This window comes from Mesorhizobium sp. M2A.F.Ca.ET.046.03.2.1, from assembly GCF_003952425.1.
Lineage (GTDB): Bacteria > Pseudomonadota > Alphaproteobacteria > Rhizobiales > Rhizobiaceae > Mesorhizobium.
Genome location: NZ_CP034449.1, coordinates 1864207 through 1884660 on the forward strand (window position 1 = coordinate 1864207; position 20454 = coordinate 1884660).

The 20454-nt window shown below is 64.1% G+C and carries 17 protein-coding genes; 5 read left to right on the forward strand and 12 right to left on the reverse strand.

Annotation, left to right across the window (positions count from 1 at the left end; translation table 11 throughout):
• Nucleotides 1-109: 109 nt before the first annotated feature.
• From EJ072_RS35895 to EJ072_RS08895, 4 genes are read left to right on the forward strand one after another with little or no spacing between them, the layout of a single operon-like run.
• Entirely contained in the window at nucleotides 110-268 is a 159-nt protein-coding gene (locus tag EJ072_RS35895; protein WP_189343264.1) for a hypothetical protein, read from the forward strand.
• Nucleotides 265-3195 carry a molybdopterin oxidoreductase family protein gene (locus EJ072_RS08885; RefSeq protein WP_126079367.1) on the forward strand — a complete coding sequence of 977 codons (2931 nt, stop codon included), beginning with the start codon at nucleotides 265-267 and terminating at the stop codon, nucleotides 3193-3195. The genes EJ072_RS35895 and EJ072_RS08885 overlap by 4 nt, the downstream gene beginning before the upstream one ends.
• Nucleotides 3192-3926 (forward strand): 4Fe-4S dicluster domain-containing protein, encoded by a 735-nt coding sequence (locus tag EJ072_RS08890; protein WP_126079368.1) that lies wholly within the window; start codon nucleotides 3192-3194, stop codon nucleotides 3924-3926. The genes EJ072_RS08885 and EJ072_RS08890 overlap by 4 nt, the downstream gene beginning before the upstream one ends.
• Before the next feature lie 2 nt (nucleotides 3927-3928).
• Nucleotides 3929-4864, forward strand: coding sequence for a DmsC/YnfH family molybdoenzyme membrane anchor subunit (locus tag EJ072_RS08895; RefSeq protein WP_126079369.1), 936 nt, complete (start codon nucleotides 3929-3931; stop codon nucleotides 4862-4864).
• Nucleotides 4865-4871: 7 nt separating this feature from the next.
• On the opposite strand, the gene pdeM is transcribed toward EJ072_RS08895, so the two are convergent.
• From pdeM to EJ072_RS08920, 5 genes are all read right to left on the reverse strand, one after another.
• Entirely contained in the window at nucleotides 4872-5588 is a 717-nt protein-coding gene (gene pdeM / locus EJ072_RS08900; RefSeq protein WP_126079370.1) for a ligase-associated DNA damage response endonuclease PdeM, read from the reverse strand.
• Nucleotides 5589-5608: 20 nt separating this feature from the next.
• Nucleotides 5609-8140 carry a ligase-associated DNA damage response DEXH box helicase gene (locus EJ072_RS08905; RefSeq protein WP_189342045.1) on the reverse strand — a complete coding sequence of 844 codons (2532 nt, stop codon included), beginning with the start codon at nucleotides 8138-8140 and terminating at the stop codon, nucleotides 5609-5611.
• 244 nt (nucleotides 8141-8384) lie between these two features.
• The gene (locus EJ072_RS08910) at nucleotides 8385-9245 is read right to left on the reverse strand and encodes an NlpC/P60 family protein (RefSeq protein ID WP_189342044.1); all 861 of its coding nucleotides are present in this window, start codon (nucleotides 9243-9245) and stop codon (nucleotides 8385-8387) included.
• A gap of 28 nt (nucleotides 9246-9273) precedes the next feature.
• Nucleotides 9274-9624 carry a MarR family winged helix-turn-helix transcriptional regulator gene (locus EJ072_RS08915; protein ID WP_042638647.1) on the reverse strand — a complete coding sequence of 117 codons (351 nt, stop codon included), beginning with the start codon at nucleotides 9622-9624 and terminating at the stop codon, nucleotides 9274-9276.
• 63 nt (nucleotides 9625-9687) lie between these two features.
• Nucleotides 9688-11052 (reverse strand): leucyl aminopeptidase family protein, encoded by a 1365-nt coding sequence (locus EJ072_RS08920; protein WP_126079372.1) that lies wholly within the window; start codon nucleotides 11050-11052, stop codon nucleotides 9688-9690.
• Nucleotides 11053-11175: 123 nt separating this feature from the next.
• Between EJ072_RS08920 and EJ072_RS08925 the strand changes: the two genes are divergently transcribed.
• Nucleotides 11176-12003, forward strand: a complete 828-nt coding sequence (locus tag EJ072_RS08925) for a tetratricopeptide repeat protein (protein ID WP_126079373.1) — start codon at nucleotides 11176-11178, stop codon at nucleotides 12001-12003.
• Nucleotides 12004-12257: 254 nt separating this feature from the next.
• Here EJ072_RS08925 and EJ072_RS08930 read toward each other — a convergent pair whose 3' ends face one another.
• From EJ072_RS08930 to cpaB, 7 genes are all read right to left on the reverse strand, one after another.
• On the reverse strand, nucleotides 12258-13274 hold the full coding sequence (locus EJ072_RS08930; protein ID WP_126079374.1) for a type II secretion system F family protein: 1017 nt from the start codon (nucleotides 13272-13274) through the stop codon (nucleotides 12258-12260).
• Nucleotides 13275-13287: 13 nt separating this feature from the next.
• Nucleotides 13288-14301 (reverse strand): type II secretion system F family protein, encoded by a 1014-nt coding sequence (locus EJ072_RS08935; RefSeq protein WP_126079375.1) that lies wholly within the window; start codon nucleotides 14299-14301, stop codon nucleotides 13288-13290.
• A gap of 131 nt (nucleotides 14302-14432) precedes the next feature.
• Complete coding sequence (locus EJ072_RS08940) at nucleotides 14433-15932, reverse strand: CpaF family protein (protein ID WP_126079376.1); 1500 nt, start codon at nucleotides 15930-15932, stop codon at nucleotides 14433-14435.
• A 30-nt stretch (nucleotides 15933-15962) separates the two neighbouring features.
• Nucleotides 15963-17246: a CpaE family protein gene (locus EJ072_RS08945; RefSeq protein ID WP_189342051.1), complete on the reverse strand. Its 1284-nt coding sequence runs from the start codon at nucleotides 17244-17246 to the stop codon at nucleotides 15963-15965.
• A 43-nt stretch (nucleotides 17247-17289) separates the two neighbouring features.
• The gene (locus tag EJ072_RS08950) at nucleotides 17290-18021 is read right to left on the reverse strand and encodes a CpaD family pilus assembly protein (protein ID WP_126079378.1); all 732 of its coding nucleotides are present in this window, start codon (nucleotides 18019-18021) and stop codon (nucleotides 17290-17292) included.
• A gap of 14 nt (nucleotides 18022-18035) precedes the next feature.
• Nucleotides 18036-19562 carry a type II and III secretion system protein family protein gene (locus EJ072_RS08955; RefSeq protein ID WP_126079379.1) on the reverse strand — a complete coding sequence of 509 codons (1527 nt, stop codon included), beginning with the start codon at nucleotides 19560-19562 and terminating at the stop codon, nucleotides 18036-18038.
• Nucleotides 19559-20371 (reverse strand): Flp pilus assembly protein CpaB, encoded by an 813-nt coding sequence (gene cpaB / locus EJ072_RS08960; RefSeq protein WP_126079380.1) that lies wholly within the window; start codon nucleotides 20369-20371, stop codon nucleotides 19559-19561. The genes EJ072_RS08955 and cpaB overlap by 4 nt, the downstream gene beginning before the upstream one ends.
• Nucleotides 20372-20454 lie beyond the last annotated feature (83 nt).

Consider the following 20454-nt stretch of genomic DNA (forward strand, 5'->3'; position numbering starts at 1 on the left):
CAAAATCGATCGGAATTACAAGAGCTGCTTGTTAGACGGATCAATTGCTTTGTTCTAAGTTTTTAGCTGGACTTGGAAAAAATTGGTCGCCAGAGGCCAAGAGTGGGAAATGGCAGGGCGCTTCAAATCCCTATTCGCGCATTGGAGCCGCCGGCTGAAGCGGCAGCTTGCCGGCGAGCGCTATCATCCTGAACTTCACTACATGCGCGGCCCGGGGCCTAAGACGAAGGCCAAGATGGCGAACGGCAAGAGCGTTCGCCAATCATGAGCAACGCCGCGCCGCGCGGCGCCAATTCCGCACCCTCGCAACGGCCTCTTTCCGACACTCACGCGCCAAATGAGGGCGACGGCGTCGAGACTTCGCCCAGCGTCTCCGACCGCGTCGCCAAGACCACCTGCTATATGTGCGCCTGCCGCTGCGGCATCGACGTCCACATCAAGGACGGCAAGGTCCGCTACATCAACGGCAACAAGGACCATCCGGTGAACCGCGGTGTGATCTGCGGCAAGGGCAGCGCCGGCATCATGCAGCATTACAGCCCGGCGCGGCTGAAGAAACCGCTGCTGCGCACAGGCCCGCGCGGCTCGGGCGAATTCCGTGAGATCGAATGGGACGAGGCGCTGACCATCGCCACCGAGAGGCTGTCGGCGATCCGCCGCACCGATCCGAAAAAACTCGCCTTCTTCACCGGACGCGACCAGTCGCAATCGCTGACCGGCTGGTGGGCGTCGAAATTCGGCACGCCGAACTTCGCCGCGCATGGCGGCTTCTGCTCGGTCAACATGGCGGCCGGCGGGCTCTACACGATCGGCGGCTCGTTCTGGGAGTTCGGCGAACCCGACTGGGACAACACCCGATATTTCATGCTGTTCGGCGTTGCCGAGGACCATGACTCCAACCCGATCAAGATCGGCCTCGGCAAGCTCAAGGCGCGCGGCGCCAAGGTGGTTTCGATCAACCCGTGCCGCACCGGCTACAATGCCATCGCCGACGACTGGATCGGCATCAGGCCGGGCACCGACGGCCTGTTCGTGCTGGCGCTGGTCCACGACCTGCTCAAGGCCGGCCGCGTCGATCTCGACTATCTGCTGCGCTACACCAACGCGACGGTGCTGGTCGTGCAGGAGCCGGGCGCTGCCGACGACGGACTCTTTGTGCGCGACGCCGACGGCAACCCGCTGGCTTGGGACAGGGTGGCCAAGCATCCGGTCAATGCAGCCGATCCCGAAGCAAAGCCGGCGCTGACCGGCGGCTACGACGTCGGCGGGCGGCACTGCGTGCCGGTGTTCCAGCTCATCGCCGATCGCTATCTGGACGACAGCTACTCGCCCGACGCGGTCGCCGCGCGCTGCGGCGTCGGCGCCGACACGATCCGGCGGATCGCGGCGGAGTTGGCGCATGTCGCCTTCGAGCAGACGATCGAGCTGCCGATCGCCTGGACCGACTGGGCGGGCCGGCGGCATGAGACGATCAAGGGGCGGCCGGTGTCGATGCATGCCATGCGCGGCATCTCGGCCCATTCCAACGGCTTTCACACCTGCCGCGCCATCCATTTGCTGCAGGTTCTGCTCGGCACGGTGGACGTTCCGGGTGGCTTCCGCTTCAAGCCGCCCTATCCGCGCTGCGCGCCGCCGGGACCGAAGCCATGCGGAAAAAACGCCCAGCCGATGACGCCGCTGGACGGCGTGCCGCTCGGCTTCGTCTGCGGACCGGATGATCTTCTTGTCGACGAGGCCGGCCGGCCTGTCCGCATCGACAAGGCCTATTCCTGGGAAGCGCCTTTGGCCGCGCATGGGCTGATGCACACGGTGATCCGCAACGCCTGGGCCGGCGATCCTTATCCGATCGACACGCTGATGATGTACATGTCGAACATGGCGTGGAACTCGTCGATGAACACGGTCGAGACCATTGCCATGCTGACCGACAAGGACGAGGCCGGCGCCTACAAGATCCCCTTCATCATCTATTCCGACGCCTATTATTCCGAGACCGTGCCGTTCGCCGACCTGGTGCTGCCCGACACCACCTATCTCGAACGGCACGACTGCATCAGCCTGCTCGACCGGCCGATCAGCCATGCCGACGGCGCCGCCGACGCCATTCGCCACCCCGTGGTGCAGCCGGATCGCGACGTGCGGCCGTTCCAGTCGGTGCTGATCGAACTCGGCGCGCGGCTCGGCCTGCCTTGCTTCGTCAACGAGGACGGCTCGGCGACATACCGCGACTATGCCGACTACATCGTCAACCATCAGCGCACGCCCGGCATCGGCCCTCTAGCCGGCTGGCGCGGCAAGGATGGTGGCTCGATCGGCAAGGGCGACGTCAACCCAGACCAGTTGCAGCGCTACATCGACAATGGCGGCTTCTGGCACCACGATTTTTCCGACGACCAGCGCTATTACAAGATGGGCAACCGCGCCTATCTCGATTTCGCGGTCGAGATGGGTTTCATCCCCTGCGCAGAGCCGATCGTCTTCCAGCTTTACTCGGAGCCGATCCAACGGTTCAGGCTGGCAGCGCGTGGCCACGGCAAGGTGCAGCCACCCGACGCCGAACGCGGCCGCATCGAAGCCTATATGGACCCGCTGCCGTTCTGGTACGCGCCCTTCGAGGACGACGCCGTCGACCTTGAAAGATATCCGCTGCATGCGCTGACGCAGCGACCGATGCATATGTACCATTCCTGGGGTTCGCAGAATGCGTGGCTGCGGCAGATCACCAGCCAGAACCGGCTGTTCGTGCATCGCCAGACGGCCAGCAAGCTCGGCCTTGCCGACGACGACTGGGTTTGGATCGAAAGCATCAACGGAAGGGTGAAGGGCCAGATCAAGCTGATCGACGGCGTCAACCCGGACACGGTGTGGACCTGGAACGCGATCGGCAAGCGGCGCGGCAGCTGGGCGCTGAAGGACGATGCGGCCGAGAGCAATCGCGGCTTCCTGCTCAACCACATCATCGGCGACCAGACATCGGCCGATGCCAACGGCAAGCGCTATTCGAATTCCGATCCGGTCACGGGACAGGCGGCGTGGTTCGACGTGCGCGTGCGGATCGTCAAATGCTCGGCCGAGGAAGCCGGCTTCACCGAACCGCAATTCGAGCGTTTTGCTCAGCCGCCGCATTTCGAACCGTCGCCCGACGTACTTCGCTTCGGCGCGGAATTCCGCATGAAAAGGGAAGCCGCCGAATGACCTGCCTTCCCGCCCAAACCGACAAGAAGCTCGGCCTCGTCATCGACCTCGACACCTGCGTCGGCTGCCAGGCCTGCGTCACCGCCTGCAAGGAGTGGAACACCGGCGGCCATATGGCGCCGCTGACCGACATCGACCCTTATGGCGGACATGTTGACGGCGTCTGGTTCAACCGGGTGCATGCCTACGAGCACACGACGGAGCGGGGCTGCCGGACAGTGAACTTCCCGCGCTCCTGCCTCCATTGCGAGCAGCCGGCCTGCGTCACCGTTTGCCCGACCGGCGCCTCCTACAAGCGCGCCTCCGACGGCATCGTGCTGGTCGACGAGGATAAATGCATCGGCTGCAAATTGTGCAGCTGGGCCTGCCCCTATGGCGCGCGCGAGTTCGACGCGGATGTCGGCGTCATGAAGAAATGCACGCTCTGCGTCGACCGTATCTACAACGACAATCTGGCCGAGGAAGATCGCGTGCCCGCCTGCGTCGCCGCCTGCCCGACCAGCGCCCGGCATTTCGGCGATCTCGGCGATCCCACCTCGGCGATCTCGCAACTCGTCGAGGAGCGTGGCGGCGTGGCACTGATGCCGGAACTCGGCTACAAGCCGACCAACCGCTATTTGCCGCCGCGCGCCCGCAGCGAACGGGCGGCGAAGGTCGACGCGCCCGCGCTGGAGCCGATCAAGGCCGAGGGCGGCTTTCTCGGTTGGATCGACCGCGTGCTTTCGAACTGATCATGCACCCCGCTTTCTCGGTCGTCTTCTTCACAACCGCCACCGGTGCCGGCTACGGCCTGTTGGCGCTGCTCGGCCTGCTTGGCGGGTTGGGGTTCATTCCCGCCGATTTCCGGCTTGGGCTTGTCGGCATGGCGCTGGCGCTCGGGCTGATCGTGGCCGGGCTTTTGTCCTCCACCGGTCATCTCGGCCGTCCCAGGCGCGCCTGGCGCGCCTTCTCGCAATGGCGCAGCTCGTGGCTGTCGCGCGAAGGCGTGGCGTCGGTCGCGACCTTCATCCCGGCCGTGCTGTTCGGCATCGGCTGGGTGTTTCTCGGCAAGAGCGGCGGCTGGGTGGCGGCCGCCGGCCTGCTGGCGGCGGCTGGCGCCGTCGTGACTGTCTGCACGACGGGCATGATCTACGCTTCGCTGAAGCCGGTCGCGCAATGGCACAGCCGATATACGTTGCCGGCCTATCTCATCTTTGCTGCCATGACCGGAAGCGTTCTCGCCAACGCCCTGCTTCAGGGGTTCGAGCTGGGTTCAGCGGAGATGCTGGCCTGGGCCCTGCTTGCCACCCTCGCCGGCTGGGTCTGGAAGCTCGCGACATGGCGCTACAATGACCGGCTGGAGATTCCGACAAATGCCAACACCGCGACCGGGCTCGCCGGCGGCACGGTGCGGTCGATCGAATGGCCGCATACGGAAGAGAACTATCTGCTGAAGGAGATGGGCTTCCGCATCGCGCGCAAACATAGCGCGAAGCTACGACGGATCACGCAGACGCTGGCATTCATTGCGCCCGCCGTCCTGCTTGTCATCGCCTTCGCCCTGCCTTGGCCGTTCGCGGCGATTGCCTCGGTGCTTGCAGCTGTTTGTCAGTTGGCCGGCATGCTGGTCGAGCGCTGGCTGTTCTTCGCCGAGGCGAAGCACACGGTCACGCTGTACTATGGCAGATGAAGCTGTATCAGCCCGGCCGCAGCATCGAGCCGGAGATCGCAAAAATGCGCTCGGCGCCGAGCATATAGGCAACCAGCGTTTCCAGGCGGAACAGGCCGGCATAGGCGCGGTCGAGCACGTTGAGCGAGCCGGTATAGGCGCCGAAGGCCGGCATGATCATGCGGCCGCCATCGCCGGCAAAGCAGCGCCGCCGGACCGAGCGGCCGCGCTGGACGATGCGCGCGCATGGGTGGAGATGGCCTGATATCTCGCCCTCGATCCGCGTCTTCGAGGGCTCATGGCGAAAGAGCAGCGAGCCGATGGCAAGTTCCCTCACCGTCTCGCCGGGCAAGTCAGCGGGCGCCTCAGGATCGTGGTTGCCGGCGACCCAGAACCAGTCGCGACCGGTCATCATCGCTTCCAGGCGTTCGCGAAAACTCGAATGCATGCGCCCGGCGCCGCCACCATCATGGAAGGAGTCTCCTAGGCTGACGACGATGCGCGGCTGATAGTCGGCGATCACCGACTGCAGCCTGAGCAAGGTGGCACCGGTATCGTAAGGTGGGATCAGCGCGCCGCGCCTGGCGAAAGAAGAGCCTTTTTCGAGATGCAGGTCGGAGACCGCGAGCAGGCGCAGATCGGGGAAGTAGAGAACGCCACGCCGATCGCAGATCGCGCGCTCGCCGGCGATACCGACAGGGTCGGCCTCGGCGATCAGCGTTGCGCGTGAGAGCGAAAAATTCATCCCCTCTTCGTCCCTCTCTTTCAGTCGATCATCTCCGGCCCCATGGCCTCTTCGACAAGGGTGGCGGCATCCATCAATAACGTCTCGTCTGCCTCGCCATTCACCGGCATCTTGCCGATTTCGAGCATGATCGGCACGGCGAGCGGCGATATCTGTTCGAGATTCTTATGCATGATTCGACCGCGAATGCGCGAGAGCATCTCGGCAAGTCTGCTGACATCGAGCAACCCGGTCGCAGCGTCGGTGCGGGTGGCCTGCAGCAGAATATGGTCGGGTTCATGGCTGCGCAGCACGTCATAGATCAGGTCGGTCGAGACGGTCACCTGGCGGCCGCTTTTCTCCTTGCCGGGGTGGCGTTTTTCGATCAGTCCGGAAATCAGCGCGCAGTTGCGGAAGGTGCGCTTCAAGAGCCAGCTGTCGGCAAACCAGGCTTCGAGATCATCGCCCAGCATGTCTTGATCGAACAGCGTGGCCAGCGACGGTTTTCTGTTCTTGAACATCCAGCCCATGTCGGCCAGCGACCAGATGGCCAGCGCATAGTCGGTGGCCACGAAACCGACCGGCTTCGCGCCCGCGCGATCGAGCCGGCGGGTGAGCAGCATGCCGAGCGTCTGGTGAGCAAGCCTGCCCTCAAACGGATAGGCCACGAGGTAGTAGCGGTTGCCGCGCGGAAAAGTCTCGATCAGCAGGTCGTCGCGTTTCGGCAGGATGGACTTGTCCGCCTGGAACCGCAGCCAATCCGCAACCTGCTCGGGTAGCTTCTTCCAGCGTTGCGGATCGTCGAGCATGGCTCGGACCTGCTCGGCCAGGTAGGTCGAAAGCGGGAATTTGCCGCCGCCATAGTAGGGCACTTTCGCATCGCTGCCCGGCGCGTTCGAGACGAAGCACTCGTTCTCGCGAATGCCTTCGAAGCGCAGGATCTTGCCGGCGAACATGAAGGTGTCGCCATGGGTCAAAGTCTCCAGGAATGCTTCCTCGATCTTTCCCAGCACCCTGCCGCCGCGCGAGGCTGCCCCCCGGCTGCCGGCCTGGACGTAGCGTACATTGAGCGCCGGCACTTCGATGATGGTGCCGACATTGAGCCTGTATTGCTGGGCGACGGCCGGATTTGAAACCCGCCACAAGCCCTCCCTGGTCTGCCGGATGCGCGCGTAGCGCTCGTAATTCCTGAGCGCGTAGCCGCCGGTGGCGACGAAGTCGATGACCCGGTCGAATGTCGGCCTGTCCAGGCTGGCGTAAGGCGCGGCGGTCCTTACCTCATCAAACAGTGCGTCGGCATGGAACGGCGCGCCGCAGGCGCAGCCCAGCACGTGCTGCGCCAAGACGTCCAGCCCGCCATTGACCAATGGCGGCGTGTCCTGGGCGCCGAGATAGTTGGCGTCGAGCGCGGCGCGGCATTCCAGAACCTCGAAGCGGTTTGCGGGGATGAGGATCGCCTTCGACGGCTCGTCCATGCGATGGTTGGCGCGGCCGATGCGTTGTGCCAGACGACTGGCGCCCTTCGGCGCGCCGACATGCACGACTAGGTCGACATCGCCCCAGTCGATGCCGAGATCGAGCGTCGAGGTGGCAACGATGGCGCGCAATGCATTCTCGCCCATTGCCTTCTCGACGCGGCGGCGCTGGGCGACGTCCAGCGAGCCGTGATGGAGGGCGATCGGCAAGGTATCCTCATTGACGCGCCATAGTTCCTGGAACAGCAGCTCGGCCTGGCTGCGGGTGTTGACGAAGAGCAGCGTGGTCTTGTGCCGCTTGATCTCGCGGTAAATTTCCGGCGTGGCGTAGCGGGCCGAATGGCCGGCCCAGGGAACGCGCTCTTCGGAATCAAGGATCGAGATATCGGGCTTGGCGCCACCCGTGACGACGATGAGCTCGGACATGGCACCGGGAGAAGCCTGGCTGACCAGCCAGCGCCGCAATTCGTCGGGCTCGGCGACCGTTGCCGACAGGCCGATGGTCTGGAGATCGGGAACGAAAGCGCGCAGCCGCGCCAGGCCAAGCGCCAGGAGATGCCCGCGCTTCGAGGTGACAAGCGAATGCAGCTCGTCGAACACGACATAGCGCAAGTCTTCGAAGAAGCGCCTCGCGTCGTTCGAGGCGATCAGCAGCGCGAGCTGCTCTGGCGTGGTGAGCAGAATGTCGGGTGGCGCCAGCTTCTGCCGCTGGCGCTTGTGCGAAGGCGTGTCGCCGGTGCGGGTCTCGATGGTGACGGGCAGGCCGATCTCCTCGACCGGCTTGCCGAGATTGCGCTCGATATCGACGGCCAGCGCTTTCAGCGGCGAGATGTAGAGCGTGTGGATGGCGCGACGGGCCTGGCCAGGCTTGCGCTTGGGACGGTTGGCGAGCTCGGTGAGCGACGGCAGGAAGCCGGCCAGCGTCTTGCCGGCGCCGGTCGGCGCGATCAGCAGCACCGATTGGCCGCTTTGCGCCTTCGCCAGCAGCTCGAGCTGATGGGCACGCGGCGACCAGCCCTTTTGGCCGAACCATTTGACGAATGGCTCAGGCAGCAGGACGGCGGCGTTCTGTTCGGCAAGGCGCGGCTGCTCGGTCACGCGCAACAGGTAGCGCGGCGGCACGCGATCGCCAAGGAAAATCGGAACAAAAGGGGATCGGCGTTCCTCGCCCCGTTTACGGGGAGAGGATGCCGGCAGGCAGGTGAGGGGCGGCGCCGGCGATCGAGATGATGGTTTAGTTAGACGATGATAGGTCGGGAAATAGCGGCCAACCGCGAACATCGGCGCCGCCCCTCATCCGCCCTTCGGGCACCTTCTCCCCGTGAAACGGGGAGAAGGAAGATCACGGCCTCCTGAACCCGGTTGGGCCACCATAGAGATAGCCGATGCGCTCGACCGCTTCCTTCAGCCCTTCGCGCGAGACCAGCATGGTGTGGCCGTTGGCGTGGATCATGTCCCTTTCGTCGGTCATGGTCGCCACATGGCCTTTCCAGAACACGAGGTCGCCGCGCTGGAGGCCGGTATAGTCCGGACCCGGCTCGAAGGGCGTGCCGATCGACGCCGCCTGCATGTCGGAGTCGCGCAGCACATCCTTGCCGGTCATGCGCATCGCCAATTGCACAAGGCCGGAGCAGTCGATGCCGAAGCCGGAGACGCCGCCCCAGAGATAGGGCGTGCCGAGAAAACTTTCGGCGACGGTGACATAGTCGTCGGCCAGCTCGGCGATCGGCCGCAGATGGCCGGCGATGATCGCCTGGCCGGAGGGCAGCAGCGCATAATGCGTGCCCCGCGTCTCGGCCGAGCCGCTCACGGTCACGGTCGAGCCCATCGACAGCTGCCCGCTGAGCGGAAAGCGCAGATCCGGCCCGGGATAGAGGAAGGTGCGCGGCACGCAGACGATGTGGCTCGGAGCATGGTCGCGCGCGCCAAGAAGATTGTCCGCCACATAGCCGACATAGCCGTCGCGCTCGGCCTGCACCCAGGCCCAGCCTTCCGCGTCCTCGAAGACGAGCACGTCGTCGCCGAACAGCGCCTGCGTGTTGACGCCCGCATCGGGGCGCGGCGCCTTGCGCAGGTCGGCGACCGAGGCCGTGATCCGCGCCGGGCGGCCGGTGACGAAGCGGTCGGCGGCAACTTCGCCTTTCAGCCTCGCATCGGCAAGGTCGGAGCGGAAGGCGTGAAGGCGGGCATCCCTTGCGGTCAAATCGATAATCCAGTCGTTGGCAGTGAGGTCAGATGGGCAGTTCGTACGCCCTGGCGACGATACCATCGCCGAAGCGCTCGACAAAGAGCGCGCCTTCCACCGTGCGGCGGATCAGCACGTTGCGCTTGTCGAGCTCGTCGCGGTGGCGCGAGACGAGCTTCAGCGCGCCCATGGTGTCCAGCGCCCGGGTGATGACCGGCTTGGTGACGTTGAGTTTTGCCGCAAGCCCTCGCACCGTGTGCGGCGGCGGATCGAGATAGATGGTGAACAGGATCGCCGTCTGGCGCATGGTGAGATCGGGCTCGCCATCGCGCACCTGGGCCAGCATCACTTGCTGCCACAGTCGCAAGGCCTGGCTCGGGCGCATCGAGATCGACATCGCCCAAGCATGCCGGCAAATTGTTTCGGTTCCGTTTCAGTAACGGGCGCGCCTACCAATTGCTCAGGCAAATCGCTGCGTAATTATCCGCTCGAGCGCCCGAATGCCCTGCGCCTCGCCGCCGGTCAGGCCGTGGGGGCGGTCGGCCGGGTTCCAGGCGAAGATGTCGAAATGCGCCCAGCTGTGGGTCTTCTCGACGAAGCGCTTGAGGAAAAGCGCCGCGGTGATCGAGCCGGCAAAACCGTCCGTGGTGACATTGTTGATGTCGGCGATCTTTGAGGAAAGCTTCGCATCATAGGGACGCCATAGCGGCATTCGCCACAGCGGATCCTCGACCGCCATGGAGGCTGCGGCAATGTCGGCCGCGAGCGTCTCGTCGGCGGTGTAGAAAGGCGGCAGATCGGGGCCGAGCGCGACCCTGGCAGCGCCCGTCAGCGTCGCCATGTCGACCAGCAAGGCGGGCTGTTCCTCATCGGCCAGCGCCAGCGCGTCGGCCAGGATCAGCCTGCCTTCAGCGTCCGTGTTGCCGATCTCGACCGTGATGCCCTTGCGGCTCTTCAGCACGTCGCCAGGACGGAAGGCATTGCCGGCGATCGAATTCTCGACGGCGGGGATCAGCACGCGCAGCCGGACATTCAGTTTCGCCGCCATGATCATGGAAGCGAGGCCCAGCACATTGGCGGCGCCGCCCATGTCCTTCTTCATCAGAAGCATGCCGGACGACGGCTTGATGTCGAGGCCGCCGGTGTCGAAGCAGACGCCTTTGCCGACCAGCGTCACCTTCGGCGCAGCGCTCGGTCCCCAGCTCATGTCGATCAGCCGCGGCGCATCGGCGGAAGCCCGGCCAACAGCGTGGATCATCGGGAAATTCCGCGCCAGAAGATCGTCGCCGTGGATTGCGGAAATATCGGCGGCATGGGCGGCCGCCAGTTGCCGGGCGGCTTCTTCCAGTTCGACCGGACCGAGGTCGCTGGTCGGCGTGTTGACGAGATCGCGCGTCAGGAACACGCTATCGGCGACGCGGCGGACATGCGCGGCGTTCGCGCCCTCCGGAAGCGCGAAGCGTAAGGCCTTGCCCGGCCTCTTGCCGTAGCGCGTATACACATAGCCGCCCAGGACCAGCGCGAGCGCGGCGAGATCGGGCTGCGCGGGAGCCGACGCGAAATGCCAGTCGCCCTCCGGCAACGATCTTGCGAGCGCGCCGAGGGCCAAAGCGCTTTCGCCGTCGCCGATGCCGAACAGCGCGCCGGCGAGACCGCCGCCCTCGCCCGGCAGGACGAGCGTGCGCCCTGCCTCGCCGGAAAAACCGTTGGCTCTTGCCCAGGCGATGGCGGGCGGCGGCAATGCCGCGGCTTCAAGGGCGTCCTTTGCCACCAGATAGACAGGCAAGGCGGCTTGCGGCTTTTGTTCGACGAGTTCGACAGGCATGCGATGATCTCCGGCCGAACAGGATGAGTCGGCTTCTTAACGGTCCATTAGGGTTAACAGAATATTTCTGCGGGAGGGAAGACGGCCAGCCTATGGCCGCACAGGAATGGAGACCGGGCGCCGATGCCGATCAAAGCGTTGAACCATAGAGCCAAGCGTCTGATCAGCACAGCCTTCATGGCGGCACTGGCAGCCAGCGTGGCAGGTTGCGGCAGCACCAGCCAGATGACCACCGGCTCCATCTCGCGCTCCGATAGAAGGCCGCTGGAAACGATGTCGGCCGGCGAACTGCACACCGCCACGTCGAGGCTTGGCGAATCCTACGCCCGCAATCCCAATGACAAGCGCATGGCGATGAATTTCGCGGCGGCGCTGCAGATGGACGGCGATGCCGATCAGTCGCTCGCCGTGATGCGCAAGCTGGCGATCGCCTATCCCAAGGATCGCGAGGTGCTTGCAGCCTATGGCAAGGCTCTCGCCGCCAACGGCCAGTTCGAGCCGGCGCTGGACGCCGTGCGCCGCGCGCAGACGCCCGAATATCCGGACTGGAAGCTGGTGTCGGCGGAAGCCGCGATCCTCGACCAGATGGGCCAGAAGGACGAAGCGCGTCAGGACTACCGCAAGGCGCTGGAACTCAAACCGAACGAGCCTTCGGTGCTGTCCAATCTCGGCATGTCCTATGTGCTCGAAGGCGACCTGCGAACGGCCGAGACCTATATGCGCTCGGCCGCGCAGCAGCCTAGCGCCGACAGCCGGGTGCGGCAGAACCTTGCACTCGTAGTGGGCCTGCAGGGCCGCTTCGACGAGGCCGAGAAGATCGCCTCGCAGGAATTGTCGCCCGAACAGGCGCAGGCCAACGTCGCCTATCTGCGCCAGATGCTTGCCCAGCAGAATGCCTGGAGCCAGCTGAAGGATCGGGACAAGAACAAGGCGAAAGTCGCCACGAACTGACGGACGCCGCCAAGCGCCGCCCGCTCCGACAATCCAAAAGCCGCGCGGCTTTTTTTGATTGACACGAACGGCTCTTTCTCTTTGCTTTTTACGCAATTCCGGACGGAAACCCGCTCGACACTTTTCCTGGAATTGCCTTCTCTTTTTCTACGCAATTCCGGGCGGAAAACCGCGCGACACTTTTCCTGGAATGCTTTCTCTTTTTCTACGCAATTCCGGGCGGAAACCCGCGCGACACTTTTCCTGGAATTGCTTTACTTGCTCGAGGAGCTGTGCTGGTCGCCGAAGATGCCGCGCTGGCTGACCTGGATGCCGGCCGGGCCAAGAATGATGGCGAACAGAACCGGCAGGAAGAACAGGATCATCGGCACGGTGAGCTTCGGCGGCAGCGCGGCGGCTTTCTTCTCGGCCGCGTTCATGCGCATGTCGCGGCTTTCCGAGGCGAGCACGCGCAGCGCATGCGCCACCGGCGTGCCGTAGCGTTCGGCCTGGACCAGGGCCTGCGACACCGACTTGACCGATTCCAGGCCGGTGCGGCTTGCCAGGTTCTCATAAGCGATCTTGCGATCCTGCAGATAGGACAATTCGGCATTGGTGAGCACGAATTCCTCGGCAAGCGGGACCGACTGCGCGCCGATTTCGTCGGCGACCCTGCGCAGGGCCGCTTCCACCGACATGCCGGATTCCACGCAGATCAGCATCAGGTCGAGCGCGTCCGGCCACGCCAGTTGGATCGATTGCTTGCGCTTGGTCGCGCGGTTGTTGACATAGAGGATGGGCGCGTAGAAGCCGCCATAGGCGACGACGACACAGACGAACAGCTTGATGAAAGCCGGCTGCTGCGGCAGGCCGCCGAGCACGAACAGGTAGACTGCCGCCAGCGCAAAGCCCACGAATGGCAGGACGAGGCGGAAGAAGAGGAAGCGCGTCAGCGGGTTCTGGCCGCGGAAGCCCGCGACCTTGAGCTTCTGGATCGTGTTTTCATCGGCAAGCGCGCGCTTCAGATCCAGGCGGTCGACGATGTTGCGCATGCCGATGGACTGTTCCTCGCGCAGGCCCTTGCGCCGGCGGTCAGCCTCGCTGGCCAGCCGCGCGCGCTGCTCGGCGCGCAATTTGTCTCGTTCGAGCGCCACGGACTTCATGCGCGATTTGAGCGACGTGCCACCGAACGCCGGCATGAGGGTGAACACGGTCGCGAACACGGCGATGCCGACCAGCATCGCGATCAGAAAGGAAGGATCGGTGAGTGTTTTGACGACCTGTTCTGTCACCGGATCCGCGCCCCTACACTTCGAAATTCATCATCTTGCGCATCACCAGGATGCCGATCGACATCCAGACGCCCGCACAGCCGAGGATCAGGTTGCCGACATTGGTGGTGAACAGCGGCATGATATAATTCGGGCTCGACAGATAGACGAGAAAGGCGACGACAAAAGGCAGGGCGCCGATGATGACGGCGGATGCCTTGGCTTCCATCGACAGCGCCTGGACCTTGGCCTTCATCTTCTTGCGGTCGCGCAGGACGCGCGAAAGGTTGCCTAGCGCCTCGGACAGGTTGCCGCCGGCCTGCGACTGGATCTGGATGACGATCCCGAAGAAGCCGGCCTCGCTGCACGGCATGGTCTCGGACATGCGCATGGCGGCGTCGGGGACCGACATGCCCATCTGCTGGGAATCGACGATGCGGCGGAACTCCGACCGGACCGGTTCGGGCGATTCATTGGCGATCAGGCGGATCGCGTCGTTGAGCGGCAGACCGGACTTGACCGCGCGCACGATGATGTCGAGCGCGTTCGGAAACTCTTCCAGGAAGGCCTTGACGCGACGTGTGCGGCGAAACGAAACGAACCAGCGCGGCAGACCGAGCCCGCCCACCAGCAGGGCGCCGGGCAGGGCCCACAGAGGCGCGCCGACGAAAAAGAGAAGGGCCGTCAGGATGATGCTGCAGACGACGGAGTATATGTAGAAGCGCTCGATCGGCACCTGCATGCCGGCCTGGCGGATCTGAACCTTCAGCGGCGGTTTCTTGAGGTTTCTATCGTTGGTCTTCTGTTTCTCGTCGAGCTGCTTGAGCGAGTCCTGGAGACTTTTGCGGCGCTTGACCGCCTCCGCGGCGCGATCGCGCGTGGCCTTCACCACCGACCTGTCGGTTTCGGCTGTCTTGATGGTTTGAAGCCGCTTGCCCGCCTGCTTCTCGTTGTCGATGCGCGTGAACAGGAAAGCATAAGCCACCGCGCCGGCGCTGAAGCCGGCGAGCACGATGAACGCCAGGACGGTGGTGTCAATTCCGAACATCGACCGGTGCCCCTAGGCCCTTTCGCCGTTTCAAAGAAACGGCGAACCGCCCTATTTCTTTGTTTGGACGCAATTCCGGACGGATAACCGCTTCACACTTTTCCTGGAATTGCGTCAGACCTCCAGACAAATCAGTCAGCGCGTTTCTCCATCGCCTCGAGCGCATTGGCGAGGCGCTGCTCCTCGCCATAATAGCGGGCGCGATCCCAGAAATGCGGGCGGCCGATGCCCGTCGACACATGCTCGCCAACCAGCCGGCCGCTCGAGTCCTCGCCCTTGATGTTATAGAGGACGAGATCCTGGGTGATGATGACGTCGCCTTCCATGCCGACCACCTCGGTGATGTGGGTGATGCGGCGCGAACCGTCGCGCAGGCGAGCGGCCTGGATGATCACGTCGATCGAGCCGACGACGATCTCGCGCACGGTGCGCTGCGGCAGCGAATAGCCGCCCATGGCGATCATCGATTCGATACGGTTGAGGCATTCGCGGGGGCTGTTCGAGTGGATCGTTCCCATCGAGCCGTCGTGACCGGTGTTCATCGCCTGCAGAAGGTCGAACACTTCCGGTCCGCGCACTTCGCCGACGATGATGCGCTCGGGCCGCATACGCAGGCAGTTCTTGACGAGATCGCGCATGGTCACCTCGCCCTCGCCCTCGAGATTGGGCGGCCGGGTTTCGAGACGCACCACATGCGGCTGCTGCAGCTGCAGTTCGGCCGAGTCCTCGCAGGTGATGACCCGCTCCTCGCGGTCGATATAGTTGGTCAGGCAGTTGAGCAGCGTCGTCTTGCCGGAGCCGGTGCCGCCCGAGATGACGACATTGCAGCGGACACGGCCTATGATCTTGAGGATTTCCGCGCCTTGCGGCGAGATGGCGCCAAACTTGACCAGCTGGTCCAGCGTCAGCTTGTCCTTCTTGAACTTGCGGATGGTGAGCGCGGTGCCGTCGATGGAGAGCGGCGGCGCGATGACGTTGACGCGCGAGCCGTCGGGCAGGCGCGCGTCGCAGATTGGGCTCGATTCATCGACACGACGGCCGACCTGGCTGACGATACGCTGGCAGATGTTGAGCAGCTGCTGGTTGTCGCGGAAGCGGACGCCGGTCTGTTCGACCCTGCCGTTGACTTCGATGTAGACGTTCTTGGAGCCGTTGACCATGATGTCGGCTATGTCGTCGCGGGCGAGCAGCGGCTCCAGCGGTCCATAGCCCAGAACGTCGTTGCAGATATCTTCAAGCAGCTCCTCCTGCTCGGAGATCGACATCGCGAAGTTCTTGATCGCGATAATATCGTTGACGATGTCGCGGATTTCCTCGCGCGCGCTTTCGGGATCGAGCTTGGCGAGCTGCGACAGATCGATCGTGTCGATGAGCGCGGAGAACACCTGGCTCTTGGTGTCGTAGTAAGTCTCTGAGCGCTCGCGCTGGATCCTTCTTGGCGGCTCGGGCGCCATCGGCGGCGCCTCCACGGGACGGCGAGCCGGCGGCGCAGCCGGCGCGGTGGACGCCGGCACGGCCGGCCGCTCGGCCGTCATCGTTCCCGTCGAAGCGGGAGCGGCGGGAGCCGACGCCGGCGGACGGAATTCGGGCGTCACCCGGTTGCCGTCGTCTTTGCTTCTCTTACCAAACATGATCGACTACCCGATGCCGCTCAAACAGCGTCATTTCCTGTTGCGCGAGAGCTTGCCGAGGATCGAACCCAGGCCCGCCTTCTTCTTTGTCTTGATTTCGCTACGTCCGGTCAGCACATGCGCTATCTCGTTGATGGTCGCGACGACCGGGTTCTTAGCGTCCATCTCGGTCAGCATGCGGCCGTTGTTGGCGGCATTGCCGAACAGCAGCGGTTCGAAATTGATCACCGCCATGGGCGTGATGCCAAGCGGCTCGGCGAAATCGGAAGGCGCTATCTCCGGCCGTTTCGGCACACCTGCCTGGTTGATGATCAGCTTCGGCGGCGGATCGTTCGGGCGCAGCCGCTTCAGCATGTCCACCAAGTTCTTGGTGTTGCGAAGATTTGCGAGCTCGGGCGTGGCGGTGATGACGATCTCGTCGGCCTTGATCAGCGTGCTCTTCGTCCACCCGCTCCAGATGTGAGGGATATCGAGAACCAGCAGGGGCGCGCTGCGTTGCGCCGTCTCGATGATCTGCGAGAAGGCCTCGGCGTCGAAATCATAGACGCGTTCGAGCGTGGAGGGGGCCGCAAGCAGCGACAGATGCTCGGCGCATTGCGCGAGCAGGCGGTCGAGATAGACCTCGTCGACCCGCTCAGGCGAAAACACGGCCTCTGCGATGCCCTGAGCCGGATCCTGATCGAAGTTGATGTTGGCGGTGCCGAAGGCGAGGTCGAGGTCAGCGATGACGACTTCGGATTTGAACAGCGACGACATCGCCCAGGCCGCATTGTGGGCAATGGTCGATGAGCCGACGCCGCCCTTGGCGCCGATGAAGGCGATTGAGCGGCCTATCGGCTCCGATTCCGGATCGACGAAGATCGACGACACGACGCTGACGATGTCGGACATTGAGACCGGCGCGACGACATATTCGGAAATGCCTGAACGGATGAGCTCGCGGTAGAGCCCGACATCGTTGTAGTGGCCGATGACCACGACCTTGGACGACGGATCGCAATACTCCGCGAGCTGGCCGAGTTGTTCGAGCAGTTGCTTCGGCTCGCTGCGCGATTCCAGCAGGATCAGGTTCGGTGTCGGCGCGGACTGATAGAACTCGATCGCGGTCGGAACGCCGCCCATATGGACCTTGAGATGGGCCTTGGCCATACGGCGATCCTCGGCGGCGCGCTCCACGGGGCTGGCGACGCCTTCGGTCTCGCAGAAAGCCTGGATCGAAATGCGCGGCACGGGGCGCAGCGCCTGCATGGCGGCGATGTCCTGCTGCGAAAGGTCGCCGGTTTCCGCGGGCGTGTCGTAGGCAAGATTGCTCATCGTCATGCTCTTTCCGTGGCTGCTTTTTCCGTCATCCGCCGGCTCAGTACGTCACTTCCGAATTGCCCAGGAACTCGTCTGAGATGCCTCTCGTCCGGTACACATCGATCACCGCGCTGCGATTTTCGGCATCGATTTCGGACTGCTTGCGCGGCCCGATCAGATCGTTGGGATTGGCCACCTGGGCCGCGAGATTGTTCTGATAGGAGCAGCCGAAGTCGGCATAATGCTTGTTGTCCGACGTCTCGGTCAGGTCGTCGGGCCAACGCCCGCATTTATCGGTCTGCGCCCGCACCGCGACGAAGGCGACGCGCACCGGCGCGGACGCCTCCGGCACAGCCGACTGATAGGAAGTCATGACGATGCGATCGCGCTTGACGCCCGCCTTCATGGCAAGCCTGGCAAAATCGCGGCCTGCCGCCTGCGCGGCAACTTCGTTGGCGGAGCCTGCCGGCATCGCGATCGTCAGCGCCGGCGCAGCGCTCTTGTCGTAGCCGTCGAGGAAGCCGAGCAGCGCATCGCGCTGCGCGCCGGTCATGCCGCGATCGCCGGCGCCGACCGGCAGATCGATCTTCTGATTCTTCTCGGCAATGACGATCGGATGGGTCGTGCGATAGTCGTCCGGGATCGACCCGACCGTGATGCTGTCGCGATTGGCGCAACCCGCGAGCGACGCCGCAAGGGCGACCGCCAGTGCCGGGACCACCTGCCGGCCTATCCTTGCGATGCCGGATGCTGTCCGGACCGTCATGACCTTCGATGCTGACTTGGACATATCCGCGTTCCCACTCATTTGTAGATGAAGCCGACGACGCCGTGGTACCGCCCGGCTGGCCTGTCCGTCTGCATGGTGCCGTAGACGCGATTGACGCGGCCGAGGAACATGCCGGCGCCGTCGCTCGGCGGGTTGAAATTGTCATCCGGCTTGGCCAGGTCGTTGCGCGTCACCGGCCGCGCCAGATAGGGCGTGATGATGATGACGAGCTCGCTTTCGTTGCGGACGAAGTCGCGGCTGCGGAAGAGCGTCCCGAGCACGGGGATCTTGGTCAGGCCGGGCAATCCGGTGACAGCCTGCCTGAGATCGTCGCGCACGAGGCCCGCGATCATCATCGAACCGCCGGAAGGCAGTTCGACCGTCGTATCGGCCAGGCGCTTGCGCAGCGACAAAGCGTTCATGCCGATGTTCTGGTTGTCTGTGGATGCCGATACGGATCCTTCGGTCGTCGGTTCGGAAACCGACGTCCTCACCTTCAGGCTTATGCGACCGGGCGACAGAACAACCGGCTGGAACTCCAGCCCGATACCGTACTCGATCTTGTCGACCGAATAGTTCTGCAGACCGGTCTGGTTGTCCGTGGACACGTTGGCGGAAACGCTCTTCACAATATTGTACTCGCCGCCGACCTTGAAGGTCGCCTTTTCCCCGGACACGGCGGTCAAAGTCGGCTCAGCCAGGGTCTTCATGACCCCCGACTGTTCCATTGCGTTGATATAGGACTGCAGCCCTGACGAGCTGATAGAGAGGCCCGCGTTCGACAGCGGTTTGCCAAGACCCATGTAAGGGTCGCTGAGCGCCGCCCAGGAAATGCCGTTGCTGCCGCCGCTGGCGAGCATATTGACGCCGAGCTGTTTCATCACCGAGCGGCTGACTTCGGCGACCGTCACCTTGAGCGTTACCTGATCGTCGCCGATGATCTGCAACAGGTTGACGATCTTGGAGGTCCGGCGCTCCTGGTCGGGGTTGTTGATGTCGACGCCGCCATTGACCGAGCCGCCGGCGGCGGTCTGCGAATATTGGCCGGTCGTCGCTTCACCGCCTGACACGAAGATGGTCGCGAGATCGACGGCGCGCTTGGCATCGAGCGGCGTGTCGACCATGCCGGTGAGGACAACGTTGTCGTTCAGCAGCTCGACCTTGATCTGCGAGGACGGGATGAAGCGCTTCAGATAATCCTCCAGCCCGGCGACATCGCGCTCGACGGCAAGGTCCAGGCTGACGATCTGCTCGCCATTGGGGCCGAAGACAAAGATGTTGGTTTCGCCGACCGCCTTGCCGAACAGGTAGATGCGCCGTGCCGTGCGCGTCACCGCGTCGGCAACCGCCGGATTGGCGACGAGGATGTCATAGGCATCGCTCGGCAAGTCGATGACCACGGATTTGTTGAGGCCGAGCTTGACGCGCTGCGTGGCGACGGAAGCCGATACGCCGGCGCTCGCGGCTTTGGCTTCGACCAGTCCCGAGGCGTTGGCGCCAATCAGCAGCAGACCGATCGTCGCGGTCGCCAGGAAGGGCAGCAGTTTGCCATTTAGCGTCATTTCCTTGCTCCCACCTCGGAAACCTCGCCCGACTTGATCAGACGCACCGTTCCGCGCCGGCCGTTGCCGTTGACCAGATAGTCGGCTTCGTCCGTACTCTTTTCGTGGATGTCGGTGATCGGGCGCAGCGCGAGCGTCAGGCGGTCCGCCATCTGCTGCGCGACGGTGATGATCTCGGCCTGTTGCGGCGTCAGCTCCAGCGTCGCGGTCTGGCCGACCCTGGTCTTCTTGCCTTCCTCGTCTTCCTGGATGGTCTGGTCGATGGCCAGCACCCGGATGTTCTTGAGGATGGTCTCGGTGTTGAAGCCGCTGCCGCCGTTGCCGGTGTCGGCGCGGCGGGTCATGATAACGTCGACGAAGTCGTTGGGCAGGATGAAGCCGCCTGCGGAAGTGTCGGCCGATATCGCGGTGGCGACAGCGCGCATCCCTGAAGGCAGGATCGACGACATGAAGCTCTGCCCCTCGCCGACCAGCTTGGAGCGGCGCAGCGGCTCGCCCGTATACATGGCGACGCGCGCTACCGAGCCCTTGAGCTTTTCGGCCGCGTCAGGTTCGGCGGCGCGCGTGATGAAATTGGCATTGACACCGTCGGACGGCCATTTTTCCCAGCTGACGTTGTTGCCGAGTTGGCTGCCCATCGCCACGTCGCCGGAAAGCACCAGCACGTCCTGCAACGCGACCGCCGGCTGCGCGGGCGCATTGACAACGACCTGCGCCGGCGGCGCCACCACCATGTTCTTGGCGACATAGCCCGCGCTACCCGCCGCGACCGCAGCCACGCCCAGAATAATCAATCGGGATGCTGGCATTCGTCCGAAACCCTTCGCCTCAAGGCAAACCACCTCGCCAGGCCGGACTTTGCAGCCGCAATCGTCAAAACAAGGTTAATGTA

Bases quoted from the DNA above. Each gene is read 5' to 3' on its own strand.
- EJ072_RS35895 (WP_189343264.1), top strand. From the start codon at position 110: ATGGCAGGGCGCTTCAAATCCCTATTCGCGCATTGGAGCCGCCGGCTG.
- EJ072_RS08885 (WP_126079367.1), top strand. From the start codon at position 265: ATGAGCAACGCCGCGCCGCGCGGCGCCAATTCCGCACCCTCGCAACGG.
- EJ072_RS08890 (WP_126079368.1), top strand. From the start codon at position 3,192: ATGACCTGCCTTCCCGCCCAAACCGACAAGAAGCTCGGCCTCGTCATC.
- EJ072_RS08895 (WP_126079369.1), top strand. From the start codon at position 3,929: ATGCACCCCGCTTTCTCGGTCGTCTTCTTCACAACCGCCACCGGTGCC.
- pdeM (WP_126079370.1), bottom strand. From the start codon at position 5,588: ATGAATTTTTCGCTCTCACGCGCAACGCTGATCGCCGAGGCCGACCCT.
- EJ072_RS08915 (WP_042638647.1), bottom strand. From the start codon at position 9,624: ATGTCGATCTCGATGCGCCCGAGCCAGGCCTTGCGACTGTGGCAGCAA.
- EJ072_RS08920 (WP_126079372.1), bottom strand. From the start codon at position 11,052: ATGCCTGTCGAACTCGTCGAACAAAAGCCGCAAGCCGCCTTGCCTGTC.
- EJ072_RS08925 (WP_126079373.1), top strand. From the start codon at position 11,176: ATGCCGATCAAAGCGTTGAACCATAGAGCCAAGCGTCTGATCAGCACA.
- EJ072_RS08935 (WP_126079375.1), bottom strand. From the start codon at position 14,301: ATGTTCGGAATTGACACCACCGTCCTGGCGTTCATCGTGCTCGCCGGC.
- EJ072_RS08940 (WP_126079376.1), bottom strand. From the start codon at position 15,932: ATGTTTGGTAAGAGAAGCAAAGACGACGGCAACCGGGTGACGCCCGAA.
- EJ072_RS08945 (WP_189342051.1), bottom strand. From the start codon at position 17,246: ATGAGCAATCTTGCCTACGACACGCCCGCGGAAACCGGCGACCTTTCG.
- EJ072_RS08950 (WP_126079378.1), bottom strand. From the start codon at position 18,021: ATGTCCAAGTCAGCATCGAAGGTCATGACGGTCCGGACAGCATCCGGC.
- EJ072_RS08955 (WP_126079379.1), bottom strand. From the start codon at position 19,562: ATGACGCTAAATGGCAAACTGCTGCCCTTCCTGGCGACCGCGACGATC.
- cpaB (WP_126079380.1), bottom strand. From the start codon at position 20,371: ATGCCAGCATCCCGATTGATTATTCTGGGCGTGGCTGCGGTCGCGGCG.